Below are 15,884 nucleotides of genomic sequence, written 5' to 3'. Positions count from 1 at the left end.
AGAGTATAAAAAAACCAGAACCTATATTTTAGATTCTGGCTTATTGGTACCAATGATTACTTATTTTTTCTTGAAAGTGATCACACTGATAAATTTCTTATGTTTCTCTGAAAATGTTCTTGATGATACTTTTGTGATGCCCATATCATCTTTTGGTTGAATGATATTTAGTTCGTATTCATCATTTAATAGCAACTTAACGCTAGTTGCATTTTCTCTATCTTTAAATTCTTTTATTTCTAAACATTTAAAATCTTCGTTTGTCCAGAAAATGATGTTTTCTGTATCTGGATTATAAATGTATTTTGTTTTACCTTCTTCTTGAATATCTAAATAGAAATCGATGACCTCATAAATTAAGGTAACATCAGAAATATGTTGTCCTTTTAACTCCTTTATTGTTTCCATTGTTAAGGCATTGCCATTTGGAGCAATTTTATCGTTAGGAGCAGCAAGCATAGTGTGAAGTAAATTCACGTTTAATGCAATGAATAAATAAAAAATCTTTTTCATGTATATGAGATTAAAAAATTATAAATACAAACTCATAAACGACCAAAAACCCTTTTAGATTCCTATTTATCAACGTTTTAAATATCGTTATCAATCATATTCATTTATTTACAATAGTAGTTTCATAATGCTTTTATGGACATTCAAAAAACGTCTTTTCAAGAAAATTTGGTCAAAAAAAAGCCTCCATCAATTTTCATATTAATGGAGGCTTTACCTGAAATATTTTTATTATTTATTTTCTTCTGTTACAACTTCGAAATATCTTTCCCAATCTGGAAAATACTTTCTAACGCGTACATCCAAGATATTATCTGTATCATTATAATACACAACATGTAATTTGATATCTTCATTAACGGTCATGTAAACATTAGTCAACTGACTTGTAACTTTACAGTCTGTCACTACTAATTTATCAATACCATCTTTAAAATACATCACTAATTCGTTGTTATCGGGATTGTAAACATAATCCATGTTTCCTTCTTCTCGAACAGACAAGTATTCGCTTAGAATTGCCTTGATCTCATTCGGTTGAGAAAATACTCTTCCCTTAAGTGACGAAATATCTAAAGTGTATTTATCATCAAGTTTATTATCATTATACTGATTATCTGAAGCAAAGGAAGTATTGATAATTAATAAGCTAAAAATTAATATGTTAAGTAACTTTTTCATAGGTATTAGGTAATAGACGAATTTATTGTTTTTTTATATTAACGTTAAATAGGTATTCGTAGCTAAGATTTAAAGACGACATTAAACATTGTTATCACTCATAAGCAGTTGTTTAGAAAAAGAGGGTATGATTAAGGATTTCTAACAGCTCTACTTGTTCCAACTATTCAATTAGATCTGTATATTTGTCGGCTAATTCATACAAAATGAGAGAAAAATTTATACAACTGATTGACTTATTCTATTTTATCTTCAAGCCTTTTATGCCTTTAAAAACATACCGTTATGCTGTATGTGGAGGTGGTAATTTGGTGTTAGATATCGTTTTATACTTTTTAGTCTTTCATTACGGTGTGGATGAACATAATTTGGATTTAGAATTTGTTACAGTAAGTCCTCATATTGCAGCTCTATTTATTGTTTACCCTATTACGTTAACTACTGGCTTCCTATTACAAAAATACATTACCTTCCAAGATTCTGATCTTAGAGGAAGAGTACAGTTTTTCCGATATTTTCAGATTAGTGTGGGAGCGATTATCATCAATTATTTTCTAATGAAGTTATTTGTTGATGTCTGTGGCTTTTACCCTACACCATCAAAAATGCTTACTATTGCTGTTTCTGTGGTTTATAGTTATATATCACAGAATTTATATTCCTTTAAAGTCACGAATAAGGAATCGTAGAACAAGGTCTGTCAATTAAATTCTGTAAGCTAAATAAAAAAGTTTTTTTCACTTTCTACTTTTCCTATCTTGATTATAGAAATTATTAATCAAGCATATATGAGAAAGTTATTACTCCTAATTTTTTTATCAATTAGCATTATGGGATGTAAAAAAGAATTGAATCTCCCTCAGACGAATGGTGTTAGCCTTACGTTAGCACAGCATCGTTTTGAAAATTTATCCAATATTAGATATGAATTACATTTTGTCCTTCCTGAATTAAAGGAAGAAGAAATTCAAGCTACAGCATATATAGAAGTTGATATTAAAGATGCTGACCATCCTTTACTATTAGATTTTGCTACTGAAAATAACGAGATCACTAACCTTGTTGTCAATAATCAACAGAGTGACTACCGCTACAAACTAGAGCATATTGTCATCCCATCTGAGAAATTAACTGAAGGAAAAAATAAGATTTCATTTCATTTTACGGCAGGCGATCAGTCTCTTAATAGAAAGGAGAACTATATGTATACCTTACTTGTTCCTGACCGAGCAAGAACCTTATTCCCCTGTTTTGATCAACCAGATTTAAAAGCTACCTACTTATTGAGCCTAGATATGCCCGAAAGTTGGAAAGCTATAAGTGCTGAATATGGAAAATCTACACCAAGTGAAGATGGAAGAACTTTAATCGTTTTTGGAGAATCACAACCTATGAGTACCTATCTTTTTTCATTTGTAGCAGGTGAATTTGAAGAGGTCGTTTATAATGATGGAAAACAAAAATTCCATATGCTACATATGGAGAGCGATGAAAAGATCAATAATAATAAAAAAGCCATATTTGACCTTCATGTCAATTCGATCAAATGGCTAGAAGAATATACAGGTATACCCTATCCATATCATAAATTAGACTTTGCATTAATTCCTCCATTTCAATATGGTGGAATGGAACATGTAGGTGCGATACAATATAGAGCCTCATCTTTAATTCTTGATGAAAATGCTGGACCTTCTGAACATTTAAGAAGAGCACAGTTAATTGCACATGAAGTCGCCCATACATGGTTTGGAAATTTGGTCACCATGAAATGGTTTAATGATGTTTGGCTCAAGGAAGTTTTTGCAAATTTCATCGCTGCAAAAGCTGTAGAACCTAACTATCCAGAAATAAACCACGACCTTCAATTCTATCTCTCCCACCAAAATAGAGCTTATGTGGTTGACAGGACTGCGGGGAGCCATCCGATCCAACAGCAATTAGATAACCTCAACTTAGCAGGAACGTTATATGGAGCAATTATTTATTCCAAAGCTCCTGTAGTTATGGCACAATTGGAAAAGGTAGTGGGGCCAGAAAATATGCAAAAGGCACTGCAATCCTATTTATCAAAATACGCCTTTAGTAATGCTACATTTGATCAATTAATTGCTGAGATCTCTACTGCCAGTGGATTAGAATTAAAAGAATGGGCTGATAGCTGGGTAAAAAAGGAAGGGATGCCTTTACTTCAATTTTCTTCACAAGAAGATTTACTTTCCATTCAATACTCTGTTCCGAATGCATCACAAATCATAGAGGTGAACAAGGAAGATATATTATTAGATCAACAGAAGATTCAGCTGAATTCTAAAATCAATGGTTTCCCTTTAGATCAATCTGCAAAAGGATACGGATATTTTGAACTAGATGAAGTATTGCAAGAACAGGTTATTAATTCTATCAATACATTGTCCGATACTGAAGCTGTCGTAGCATATGGTACATTATTCGAGAATTTTCTTCATCAAAAAGTAGATATCGAAGTGTATGTACAATTTCTTATTGAGCAAATAAAAGTAGAAGATAATTTATTATTAAAAAATATGCTATCCAGCCAATTGAATGAGGTCTATTGGTATTATCTAAATGATAAAGAGCGTATCGTTATCACTAATAATGAATTTGACACTTTTAAAAAATTAATGGAGTCCGTCTCAAAGAAAGAAATCAAGGCATTCTATTTTAATATTCTAAAATTATTTGCTCATACTGAAAAGCATCAGTCTTTCTTTTCAAGCTACCTAACAAAAAAGAACACTTCCCCAAAACTAAATGATAGAAATAGAATTGCTTTATTACAAAAATTGAGACTCGAACAGTTAGTGACTGATGAGGAATTAGTCGTTTGCCAAAGTTTAATTGAAGCATCGTATTATCAAGATTTTCTAAAATATATTTTACCAAGTAGTAGTCAACAACAAGATCAATTGGATCAATTTATTGAGGATATGAAAAAGGTGGAGAATAGAGGAAACGAACCCTGGGTGGAACAAGCGTTAGGATATATCAATCATCCATTACAGGCTAAATTATCATTAAAACATATACCCACAATTTTAGAACTCTTACCTGAGGTACAAAAGACGGGTGATATATTCTTTCCATACAATTACCTCAGATCTTCGATAGGTAAAAGAACGGAAAAGGAAGTAGTAAAGATCACGAATGATTACATTCAACAACATCCGGAAATTGACAGTAAATTGAAAGCAAAAATTCTTCAGAACTTAGATCCAGTAATCAGAAGGTCAAAATAAAAAAAACGCCACATAGAATTGAATATCTATGTGGCGTTTTGCTTAAAGGTTCATACTAACGTATTCTTGCTTAAAGTTCCTTAGTATTAAAGCTTCTTTATGTTTTGCTTTACTGATTAATATAAATGAATTATCTTCTTTAAAACACACACCCTTATAATCTGACTTCATAGAAGTCTTACTAAAGATAGGATGGTTATACATTAAATTATAGATAAGTGATTTATCATTTTTCAGATCCCAGATATGTACTGATTCATCTGCAATAATAGCCAAATGTTGTCCATTGTCTGAGATATCTACTGATCTTACATTTTTCAGGTTGAGCTCTCCTACTTTCTTTAAAGTACCATTTTTTGTTTCTACTGGCATAGTAAAGATTTCGCAACCTCTTTCATCATATGAGAAGAAGTAATATTGTTCTGAGGACTCATGTACTATTAACCCTTTTATATCTCTCGGTTTATTATGGGGATATAAGTATTCTTTTACTGTTGGTGCAACAAAATTATCAAAGATATCGCACTCATTAAAAGAGTACACTTGGATAGATTCCCTCTTTAAATCAGGATTTCCTGTATCACCAATATGGATCATTACTTTGCCATCTATGTGACTAGTAGAAAGGTCTTCCCAACCTATTGAAGTACCGCGCACAAAGATTTTATCTAATAATTTTCCATTATTGACATTATAAGAATATATATAAGGGTCATTTACAGTGCTTTCATGTACCCATACTTTATCATTTCCATTTGAAATAGCTATACCTGAAATTTGACTTAATGTTGGGGTAATCAACTCAGTATTAACTACTTGAAATGTTTGTCTTAAGGGTAACTCATTCTTATTTTCAATAGTTTTACAACCAGTAAGAATGCTGAAGGATATTAAAATGAATATATGTAAAATTTTATCAAGATTCATCTACGATGAAATTTAGAGAAGTTCGTTATTAATACAAATAAACATGATGACCTCCACGAATGATAAATAATTTATATTCATTGACAAAAAATGATGAAACAAAGCATAAAATGGCAAAACCACTTAAATATACATGCGGTATTTTTTCTTATTTATGCCCGTTTAAAACACTCGAACAATATTAAACCCAAAATAGATCTCTCCATCACTCCAATCTCCCGAAGCATAAGTTAGATAAGAAGGTTCCAAAGTAGATTGACCATTTGAAAATAGCAATTGAAATACATGCCCACCAGTTTCTAAATCAACACCTACTGATAATGGGTTCTGATAAGGGTTTTCACTTGGTCTTGAGAAGTTATAATCATACTCTGCAGTAATAGCTACTCTTTTTGATACTTTATACCTTCCACCTATTCCTAGAATCATATAGTTATAGACATCATAATCACTATACTTTAAATTTTGTCGGATGAACTTTGGTGATAATTCCAATGATAAATTCTCATTGAATCTCCTAGAAAACATCAGCTGATAGAGGTAACTTAAACGGTCTACATTGGTAAGATCAGGGAATGTTTGATCCGATAGTTGTGTATTGGCATACATCGCGACATACCCTACAATATGTAATGGCATCTTTTCTGACTGTTCTACGAATTTATATTTTACAGCTCCTGTGACGGTTTTTCGGTAAGATTCCCTTCCTATACTTACATTTAATTTGTCTGTAATCCCATAAAGTAAACCTAAGTAAGTGTTGGCATTATCTAAACCAAAAAAAGTAGAAATTCCATCTTTAATGCTTCCAAATCTATGAGCAATAATCAGATGAAAGTCTTTCTTCTTAGCCAGCTTGGTAGATTGTCCGTTAATTATTTTTGTCGCTTTGAAAGCTGGTAATTCAAATTTCTCAATTTCTACCTCCTCTTCTAAATCATTGAGTAAGTCATCTTGAGCGATTGTAATAGTGGAAAGAAAGAGAAAAGTTAGTAATAGTATTTGTTTCATTCTTTTGGTTTTAAATTCAATATCAGTTCTACGTTTACCTCTTCAGCAATCTTCTTTGTGATCACTTTAGGTATTTTTATCTTAAAATCTTCAGGTCGGATGACAAAATTGCTACGAACATATACTGAACCTTGTGTTCCTAAGTATACAATATCAGCTTCAATCCCTTTTTCCACTCCATGAATAGTCAACTTACCATTTACCTTACTTCTAGTACTGTCAGCAGATAATTGGAAATCATTAATCTTACCCGTAAATGTAGCCTTTGGAAATTTATGAGAATCCATGTAGTTCTCATTAAAATGTTCCTGCATTAATGAGATAGGAAAATTGAACGTAGTAATTTCTACCAATGCAGCTACCTCTCCATTCTCGGAATTTAAAACACCCAACATTTTTTCCGATTTTGCTTCGATAGGTTCAAAAGCTGGAACTGATGCCGAAAATTCACAAACACCTGTTTTTGTTATAAACTTCTGTGCATGTGAATAATGAAACAAAAAGGTAGCGAATAAAAAACATATTAATTTATACATTATTCTAAGAACCCTCCTTCTGCCCAATCTTCAATGGCTTTAATATTATCCTCTGACATTAGTCCAGCTTGAGGCATTGGATTGTTTACATCTCTTATTCTACTTAACACATTTCCATTTTGTGTACCGTTCTTAGCTGCAGTATAAGAATCCAAACTTAGCCCTCCACTAGGGTTTGCCCCATTATGGCAAGAATTACAATTGGATGCGAGAATTGTTGATACACTATTAGTGTAAGTGACAGCATCTCCATCCATATCATCCGATTGATCATCGTCATCATCATCCATCGGATCATTTGTTGTAGGAGGAGTGGTAGGTTGTGGTGTTTCTAGTTCACCTTCAGAACATGCCAAGCAAAAAAGAAACGTTGAAAGTAGAATGAGTAAGCTTAATTTTTTCATGGTTAATAAATTTAGTCGAAAATATAATTATTGTATTTTGGTAATTCTCCCCATTTATTTCGAAGCACTCTTCGTCTGTACAGGAAAATTTCTTTTAGTTTCTTCTCGATCATAAAAGAATTAGCAATCGCTCCAAGAAAACCAAAAGGAGGTGAATAAGTAACAATATCCTTCATTAAAACACCGCCATCTATTTCTTCTAGTATATGTTGATGGTGCCATAAAGAATATGGTCCTACTCTTTGTTCATCTACGAAATATTTTCTATCCCTGACATGTGTTATTTCGGTCATCCAATCCATCTTGATGCCTAACATTGGACTCACTTTATAGGTGATGATCATTCCGGCATACATTTTTTCTGGAATGTCTGTATTCGTAATATCAAAACCCATGTAATCAGGAGTTATTTCTTTAAGGTTTTTTGGAGATGAAATGAAATCCCACACTTCATCTATCGTAGCTTTAATTCTTTGTTCTCGTTTGAACTGGTAAAAGGAGTTAGATAACATAAAAGTCTAGAGTGATCGTTACCAAATAATATTAATTGAGTAATTGTGATAACAACTAAGTAGTATAAATTGTTTAAACAAATGTAAATAAATCAGTAGTTATATAATTCTGTAAATTGAAAATAAGATTATTTTACTGATTATCATAGATTTATTTAATCTATTTTTAAATAAAAAAATCAACAATACTTTGATACATTGTTGATTTTCTTTTGAGGCTCAAAAATTCGGTAAGCCTAATTCTTTTTTGGTAAATTCACTTAACAGTTTATCACCTAACCTTAATACAGACGTTATATTATATGTAATTTCTTCATTTTGTTTTTGCTATTAAGTGGATGTCATCTAAAAAGGAATTTCTTTCTTATCTCTGAAAAACTTTCCTGAAGCAGCTCCTTTTTGAAGTAATGCCGCCCATATAATTGTTTCAGCTCCTTCGCTTACAGATCTGTTCGCTCCTGCTCCTCCCATATCAGTTTTTACCCAACCTGGACAAACAGAATTAATCAAGATATCGTAATTCGATGCTATATGAGCAAAATTAATCGTCAAGATATTTAATGATGCTTTACTGATAGAATATCCCGGTGTCCCTACTGTCATATTGGTAATGGCTCCTGATCCACTACTTACATTAACAATTCTACCATAATTATTTTGCTGCATTAAAGGCAAAAATGTTTGAATCATTTTCCAAGCACCAAATAAATTAGTTTCTAATGTTTCTCTTACATTGTTCAAATCGGCCGATAATGCATCTTGCCATGTATCATAGTTTATCGCGGCATTATTGACCAATATATCCAATCTGCCATTTTCAAGTTTTATCCTTTCGAAAGCCTTTTGGATAGAATCTTCTTTTGATACATCCAGCTCTATCACTTCAATATTTTCGGAGTTGTTTATTTTTGATTTAGCTGCATTTCCTTTTTCAATATCTCTTGCTCCTAAATAAACTTTATGACCTAACCCTGCCAATTGTGTAGCAGTTTCCAATCCAATCCCTTTATTTGCTCCGGTTACTAATGCTATCATATGTTGTTTGTTCATTATTTAATTACATCTGTATATCTCTTTGGTGTTCAATAGGAAACGGTATTTCTTCCTTGTTATCACCAATCATTTGTCTAATATCTATCTCTATTCCTCTTGCCATTGTTGTTATTGGCACATCGTTGGCTACTCCTTCAAATGGGTTTTCAGAAACTTCTCCAATTCGCTCCATTGTAAAGAAAATCCAAGAGATAACGATACTAAAGGGTATCGTTAACCAGGCGAAATAATTCCCAAGATATCCATACCAATTAGTAGAATTTTCTTTTAAAATTGTTAAACCAATTTCATCAAAAACATTGATTAAGCCAATAGGTAATAGTAGCACAAAAATCCAAACGAAAAACCTATTCAACGTTGCAAATTGTCGAGGATATGGAAAGTTCTTTATTCTTTCTGATTTACCTTGAAGTGCAAACATCTCGATAATTTGTTTTTCCATTTCTAAGAATGAGAATTCCCAAATTCGTTTATCTTCTTGTAAGACTCTTAAATGTTTTGATTGAAGGTTTAGACAAGCCGATTGCTTATTTCCTTGACTTAAAACGTGATTAATTTCTTCCTCAGATAAATATCCTGTCAGTTCTTCTTTTAAAGTATATTTCCTTTCATTGATAACAATATCATCCATATATTCTTTATCAGAAGCATTGATATGAGACATCTCCCAAGGTTTTGGTGTTCTCAATGCATGTCTTAAACAAGTCATCCATGCTATATGTCTTAGTATAATTGTTTTTCGAATCGCAAATAACTCTTCTTGTGATAGATCATTATCTGCATATTGGTTGGTAATAAAATCATTGACCATAATGGTAAAAGATCGAGAAGTATTTACAATTCCTCCCCATATTTTTCTTGCTTCCCATAACCTTCCGTAGGATGCATTGTTTTTAAAACCAATGATAAATGCAAGCGCACTACCAACTAGAGCAATAGGTAACCAAGGTAGGTGGATAAACTTCCAATCCAATAAAACATATAAAGCCGTAGGTATAGCAGATATAAACAAGAACATATAAATGTACCTTCTTGTCCATAACGCCATTGTTCCTATGGAATAATTTCGTTGCGTATACATGTAGAAGTAGTTTGAAGAGAATTAAATAATTGATCGGTTCTTTTAATACATAGTGTTGTCGTTGGCACTTTGTTTTGGAATCTGTTGTATTGCATCCCAATGCTCACAAATTTTTCCCTTCTCATCAAACCTAAAGAAATCCATAGTTACATATTGGTCATCATCAGGCCATGTTTGATGGGTATGTAAAGCAACAAGATTTCCTTCAGCTATACATCTTACAAATTCAATAGACTTTTCAGGGTATTCTTTTTGCATTCTTTCAAAGTACTCTATAAAGCCCGTAAGTCCATCGCTTACATCAGGGTTGTGTTGAATGTATTGATCACCAACATAAAGATCCACTGCTTTTTTGGGGTTACCTTCATAAGCCATTCGATAGAAAGCTATCGCATTTTCTTTATTCTGCGTTAAATCCATTTATGAGATAGTTAGGTTAATGAATTGTAGTAATGAATATACATCAATTTTAGATAAAGAATAATATCAAGTATAAAGTTTTACTCATCAAATAGAGTAAATTATTGGAAGACAATCTCATTAGGAATAACCCCAACTTGAAAAGAATCTAACTTTACTCCCATCTGAGAATATCTGAAGACCCACCCTTTTTGCACATAATCGATAGCATCTGTCACATAGATATCGTTATTATGTGGAGAGACTCCTAGACCATAAAATAAACGTTTCCCTTTTTCTATCATTAATTCGGGGGTTAAAGGAGAATTATCTATAGGCAGTCTGTAAATATTCTTTCTTATATAGAATAACTCATCTTTTTCATTATTGATTCTAAGCCTTGAAGGCATACTCAAATAGTCATCCTTTGTGAAAGTTATCTGGTCTTGTATAGTAAAAGTCTTGGGATCTACCTTTACAATGGCGGCATCTTCTTTATCCAGTCCACCATTACAAAGTATCCAAATTTTATTGTTTTTATCTTTCTGAAGATCAATCGGACCATACGGCAAAGCAAGGCTATCTTCAACTAGATCTGTTGCTTTATTTATTTTAAGTAATAACTGTCCTCCTTGCCTTTTATCGAAAACCGTTCTGGTAACAGTCATATAAACATATTGATCCAATAGACACATTTTTTCCGTCCATCCACTTACTTTTACTTCTTTGGAAAGTGAGAAATTATTGTGGTCAACAACATAAAAACGGTCAGCATATAAATCTGTTACATAAGATTTCCTTTCATCAATCTGTAAAAGATAGCGTGGACTACTTTTCGGTAGATCTATTCTATCCACCCACTTCGATGTTTTTGTTTCAATAACATCAACTCTTGAGGAATTATTTACACAGATATACCCTAGGTCTCCGATAATTGTCATGGATTGAGCGACATTACCTATTTCGAAACTATTTACTTGCTTATATATTTCATTATAGACCGTATCCGAATCGTATTTTTTATGTGATAGTGTACCATGTCCCCAGTCAAAATTCCCTTCATTAATTACAAAAACTCCATCCGTCAATTGTAGAGATTCTGGTATTTCTTTCTCATCAGAAATTGGCATACTATCTTCTACTTCATTACAACCTACTAAAAGTAGAAAAACCATCATTAACTTTTTCATCACTTATATTTTATAGGTTAGACTGATTTGATATACTTGAGTGGGCATTGGTTTTCTTGCTATTGATTGATAATAATATCCAAAAACATTCTCAATTCTACCTTTTAGATCAATCGTATGTGATCCTAAATTCCATTGCTTTCCTAATACCAAGTTGGTGAGATAGTAGGGTGGTAAATATTCACTACCATCACTTTGAGTATATCGTTTACCATACATTTGTTGCTCAATAATTGTATATATTGATTTATAATTACAGCGTATATACCCTTGAAAAGAACCCACCGGTGTATAGATTAACTGCTTCCCTACTGAATTGTCCAACTCATCGTAAGCCTCAATACTTTCAGATTTCACAAAGGATAAAGATCCATACAAAAGGATAGAAAAATCGTCCTTAGAATAAGAAGTGGTAATGATTTGTTCAACTCCTCTACTATGTACTTTTTTTAGGTTTTCAGGTCTCCATAAATTACTGACAGCTGGCTTCCAAATGATCCAATTATTAATTAAACTATTAAAAGCTGTACACTCATATTTGAACAACCAATTTTCATCCTGATATTTTATTTCCAAAGTACCTTCATGGGTCCACCCCTCTTCGGGTAATAAATCAGGGTTTCCTACCGGGTACCAATATCTATCATTTAAAGAAGGAGCATTAAAATTTTTAGAACTATTCCCTCTTACGGAAAGCTGCCAGAAATCATTTTCATATGGATTATATTCTACACCAATAGAGGGTAAAAATGGCTTTTGGTTAAAATCAATCCATTCTTGCCTACATAATGTACTGATCGATAGATGAGGTAGCACCCACCAATCAAAACCTGCATAAACATCTAAAGTATTTTGATGAACCAAATGACTCGTAGTATCTTGAGTGGATTGATAAGCATTACTATTCACTTGATCCATAACCAAATCTACACCACCTTTTATTGTAAAGTTTTCGTATAGTTGATAATCACTTCGTAAATGATTATGCCATTGATACGTTTTACTATCTGATGTGCTTAGTTTTGGATTTTCATCATTATTCAACTCTTTCCGGTACCAAAGTGATTCTTGTACAAAGGCGGTGGATGCATCGATAGTCAAATCGTTTTTATTATAATTCCAATTAAGTAATACTCTTGTTGAGGCATCACTTTGCCATGAATCACCTTCCTGACTGTCCATTGAAGGGGTTAACTCCCGATCACTTTCCTGATACCAAAAATCTAACTTTATTTGTTGATAGTCATCTATTCTCCAACCTACTTCCTGTAAAACCCCGTATTGTATTTGTGCAGAATGATTGTTTTCCCAAGTGGGATTACCAGGTTGTAATGGATTGACGAAAGTAAAGTAATTACCAGCATCCTTATAGAATACTTTTGTTGTACTCTGTATTCTTTCATTCCCTAAAGTGACGCTGGCATTGCTTATATAATTTTGCAATGTGTTCGCCGTTTGGGATAGTAATACATGAGTCTTACCATCCCAATTTAAATTACTATTCATTTGGATACCACCACCCAAACCTCCTGTACCATACAATAAACTCGACCCTCCATAGTTTACCGTTACTTCATCTGTAAATGCCACAGGAAATAAGGATAAGTCTACTTGACCTAGCATTGGTGAATTTAAGTTGATCCCATTCCAATATACTTTGGTATGGCTAGCTCCTGTTCCTCTGAAAGACGGTGTTGCAGTTCCACCAGCACCATAACTTTTAATGAAAATGGGAGTATTTAAAGTCAACAACTCCCCTAAAGATGCAGAGAGATTTTCCTGTATTCTTTCTTTATTTATGGTGGTTGACTTAAAACTAATTCTCTCTGTAACTCTTTGTCCAATTACTTCTACTTCATTTAAGACTCTTGCTGTATCAAATGTTTGAGAAAAGGTAGAAGAAGTAAAGAATAGAAAGAGGCCACACAAGAAAAGCTTACTCTTCATCACTTAGTAAAGAAATATCTGCGGCTTTAAATACTTCTGTTGATCTTTCTCCCAACCAACCCGAATTATCAAAAGTTGCTGTATACACTTTTACAAAATCAATTGCGATCAAATGAACAGCTTGTCCATTATCATCAACTGCATTAGAAATATCAAATACATCTGCACTTCTTAGTATTCCTTCATTTTCATATCCTGCATTATCACAATATCCCCATTCGTATTTAGGATTATAATATATGTCCCCTTCTTTTATCACATTAGAGGCTAATAATGTTCCCGAAAATGTAATCTCATCTGTTAAATAACATGTTGGAAACATAGGTTGATCATGATAAGGAATTATTGCTGTCAAATCGAACTCACCTGTTTGCTCTTCTCCATTCCATTCCATTTTATATGGAATAATATGATCATTTTCCGTAGGTCTGTAGTAAGTGATACTCACATTATGCTTTGTCGTTGATGCATTATATTCTGATCCTTTCAGTTCGTACCAAGGCTCATTATCATCAGGGTAGCCATTGTGATTCAAATCTTGACATACCATAACAATTCCAGGTTCACTGGAGTTTTCAAACGAGTTAGCATAAATGGCTATATCATTTCCGTCCTTATTAAGGATCGAGTGATCAAATTTAAAGGTTACCTCTCCTCCAAATGCACCTAATGAGATAAATTGATCTGTATTACCTACAATGTTTTCTGCTGCTTCAAAATCATTTTCTACCTTATTCATAAACTGACCGGGAGCAGGTTTGAAATCTATTACCTCTGAGATATAAGGTTGTGCATCTGGATTATCAATATGTTTATAGCTTGTGTCTTCAATCTCTGAATTATCACACCCAAAAATGAGTATTACTGGAAGTATTTTTAAAATATTTTTCATAATTAGAATCGTTTGGAGGGAATACTTTTACGTATTCCCTCTTAGTTAGTGTTTAGGGTAAGATTGAAGCGTAAACTTGCAATGTATCTTTGTTTAAAACAGAAACTGTTTCACCTTCTACTTGGATAGTGTAGATATATCTATTCTGTTCTAGATGGTCGTCAAATAAAGATGTATCACTTTCGGATAAATTCTCGTATGTGATATTCCCTTGGCCATCCTCCACTCTCTTTTTAATCATTACTTCCTCAGTACCAACAACTACTGATAAACCTTTTTCAGCAGAATAATTCACTTCTCTAACGTTACCTCTAATAATTTCATCGAAAAACTCGATTCCGTAACGCATAGGTGCATTCCATTTTCCACCATCATAAGCAGGAGTTCCCGTTTCATCAAATTCCTCATTTCGCATATATCCAAAACCTAATTGAGGTGATGACATGTAAACATCTTTTACTAGATTAAATACATAAGTACCGCCCATCATTGGGTCATCGCTTGCTACTGATAATGGGAAAGTGAACATTCCGTAGTTTGAATGGCTATATAAGTCTTTTGAGCTATTTTCTTTATTATCAACAAGGTAAACCTCAGTACCCCAAGCCCAACCTCTAGATAGGTAATTGAGTTGAGCTTTTACCATAATATGATCCCCGTTACTTAAACTATTAAAATCATCTCTTGAAATGGTCGCATATTCAAATGTAGTTTCTCCTGCTACGATTTTCCACTTTGCTATTAAAGTAATATCACCATTAACTTTTGAAGTAAAATCATAAAGTTCATCATTTAAAAACCATCCTAGAAACTCATAATCTTCCTTTTGTGGATTTTCAGGTTCAGTTACTTCAGTATCTTCATCGACCGTTACTAATGTCATTTGCTCACCATTATTTGGGTCAAAGGAAACAACATACTGATCAATGACTTCTTCATAAATTGCCGTCAGTTCAATATTAGAAGTTACAGCCTCTCCAAATTTAAATTCAGCACCATCTTCAGACCAGAATTTAAAGATAAACCCTTCTTTTAGTGGGATTTGAGGAGCTTCTAATAGATTATTTTCGATGACAGTAGCTACACTATCTTCTTGTCCATTGTCAAATTTATATGTGACTTGATAAGTGACTTCGATTTCTTCCCATAACGCCGTTAATGTAAAATCATCAACTACTTCTTTTGAAAAATCGTATTCTTGATCATTTTTCGTCCAATATAAAAATTCGTGACCCTCTTTCGTAGGATCCGTTGGCGTAGTCACCTTTTCGCCCGCTAAAACTTCTTGGCTTTCTATTTTTGTACCACCATTACAATCAAAATCAACAGTATATGCAGTGATTGATGCCTCTTCTTTATCACAACTGAATAGTCCAAATAATAAGAGTATTACGAAATAGAATGATTGTCTTGTAAATTGTTTGTTCATCACTTTGCTTTTAATAATAAAAATTAGGTGACAAAACTCTAGGTAAGCT

The 15,884-nt window shown here is 32.8% G+C and carries 16 protein-coding genes; 2 read left to right on the top strand and 14 right to left on the bottom strand.

The genetic code is table 11. The annotated features are described in order from the left end of the window. Positions 1-60 precede the first annotated feature (60 nt). Complete coding sequence (locus HGP29_RS20920; RefSeq protein ID WP_168884386.1) at positions 61-513, bottom strand: hypothetical protein; 453 nt, start codon at positions 511-513, stop codon at positions 61-63. Positions 514-744: 231 nt separating this feature from the next. Continuing rightward, entirely contained in the window at positions 745-1,194 is a 450-nt protein-coding gene (locus HGP29_RS20915; RefSeq protein ID WP_168884385.1) for a hypothetical protein, read from the bottom strand. Positions 1,195-1,400: 206 nt separating this feature from the next. Here HGP29_RS20915 and HGP29_RS20910 point away from each other — a divergent pair, with 206 nt between their 5' ends. Together HGP29_RS20910 and HGP29_RS20905 are read left to right on the top strand one after the other, a co-directional pair. After that, on the top strand, positions 1,401-1,883 hold the full coding sequence (locus HGP29_RS20910; RefSeq protein WP_168884384.1) for a GtrA family protein: 483 nt from the start codon (positions 1,401-1,403) through the stop codon (positions 1,881-1,883). Between the two features lie 99 nt (positions 1,884-1,982). Continuing rightward, complete coding sequence (locus tag HGP29_RS20905; protein WP_168884383.1) at positions 1,983-4,454, top strand: M1 family metallopeptidase; 2,472 nt, start codon at positions 1,983-1,985, stop codon at positions 4,452-4,454. Between the two features lie 42 nt (positions 4,455-4,496). Here the strand turns inward: HGP29_RS20905 and HGP29_RS20900 are convergent, their stop codons facing one another. The 12 genes from HGP29_RS20900 to HGP29_RS20845 all read right to left on the bottom strand — a co-directional run bounded on the left by HGP29_RS20900 (position 4,497) and on the right by HGP29_RS20845 (position 15,835). Then, on the bottom strand, positions 4,497-5,381 hold the full coding sequence (locus HGP29_RS20900; RefSeq protein ID WP_168884382.1) for a hypothetical protein: 885 nt from the start codon (positions 5,379-5,381) through the stop codon (positions 4,497-4,499). A gap of 162 nt (positions 5,382-5,543) precedes the next feature. Next, the gene (locus HGP29_RS20895) at positions 5,544-6,392 is read right to left on the bottom strand and encodes a DUF5777 family beta-barrel protein (protein WP_168884381.1); all 849 of its coding nucleotides are present in this window, start codon (positions 6,390-6,392) and stop codon (positions 5,544-5,546) included. Beyond that, positions 6,389-6,892 carry a YceI family protein gene (locus HGP29_RS20890; protein WP_168884380.1) on the bottom strand — a complete coding sequence of 168 codons (504 nt, stop codon included), beginning with the start codon at positions 6,890-6,892 and terminating at the stop codon, positions 6,389-6,391. The genes HGP29_RS20895 and HGP29_RS20890 overlap by 4 nt, the downstream gene beginning before the upstream one ends. Before the next feature lie 35 nt (positions 6,893-6,927). Next, complete coding sequence (locus HGP29_RS20885; protein WP_168884379.1) at positions 6,928-7,332, bottom strand: hypothetical protein; 405 nt, start codon at positions 7,330-7,332, stop codon at positions 6,928-6,930. An 11-nt stretch (positions 7,333-7,343) separates the two neighbouring features. Further along, positions 7,344-7,844: an SRPBCC family protein gene (locus HGP29_RS20880; RefSeq protein ID WP_168884378.1), complete on the bottom strand. Its 501-nt coding sequence runs from the start codon at positions 7,842-7,844 to the stop codon at positions 7,344-7,346. Positions 7,845-8,189: 345 nt separating this feature from the next. Next, a complete protein-coding gene (locus HGP29_RS20875) occupies positions 8,190-8,894 on the bottom strand; it encodes an SDR family oxidoreductase (RefSeq protein WP_211093360.1) in 705 nt (234 codons plus the stop codon). A gap of 7 nt (positions 8,895-8,901) precedes the next feature. After that, positions 8,902-9,978 carry a bestrophin family protein gene (locus HGP29_RS20870; protein WP_168884377.1) on the bottom strand — a complete coding sequence of 359 codons (1,077 nt, stop codon included), beginning with the start codon at positions 9,976-9,978 and terminating at the stop codon, positions 8,902-8,904. A gap of 42 nt (positions 9,979-10,020) precedes the next feature. Then, a complete protein-coding gene (locus HGP29_RS20865) occupies positions 10,021-10,398 on the bottom strand; it encodes a nuclear transport factor 2 family protein (RefSeq protein WP_168884376.1) in 378 nt (125 codons plus the stop codon). A gap of 101 nt (positions 10,399-10,499) precedes the next feature. Continuing rightward, complete coding sequence (locus tag HGP29_RS20860; protein ID WP_168884375.1) at positions 10,500-11,567, bottom strand: DUF5074 domain-containing protein; 1,068 nt, start codon at positions 11,565-11,567, stop codon at positions 10,500-10,502. Between the two features lie 3 nt (positions 11,568-11,570). Further along, positions 11,571-13,514 (bottom strand): TonB-dependent receptor plug domain-containing protein, encoded by a 1,944-nt coding sequence (locus tag HGP29_RS20855; protein ID WP_168884374.1) that lies wholly within the window; start codon positions 13,512-13,514, stop codon positions 11,571-11,573. Further along, entirely contained in the window at positions 13,504-14,406 is a 903-nt protein-coding gene (locus tag HGP29_RS20850) for a PKD domain-containing protein (protein ID WP_168884373.1), read from the bottom strand. Before HGP29_RS20850 ends, HGP29_RS20855 begins: the two co-directional genes overlap by 11 nt. Positions 14,407-14,458: 52 nt before the next feature. Further along, positions 14,459-15,835, bottom strand: a complete 1,377-nt coding sequence (locus HGP29_RS20845) for an InlB B-repeat-containing protein (RefSeq protein ID WP_168884372.1) — start codon at positions 15,833-15,835, stop codon at positions 14,459-14,461. Positions 15,836-15,884 lie beyond the last annotated feature (49 nt).

Origin of the sequence: Flammeovirga agarivorans (assembly GCF_012641475.1) — a bacterium.
GTDB lineage: Bacteria > Bacteroidota > Bacteroidia > Cytophagales > Flammeovirgaceae > Flammeovirga > Flammeovirga agarivorans.
The sequence above is the reverse complement of the archived record's forward strand: the minus strand, read 5'-3'. Positions and strand labels throughout refer to the sequence as shown.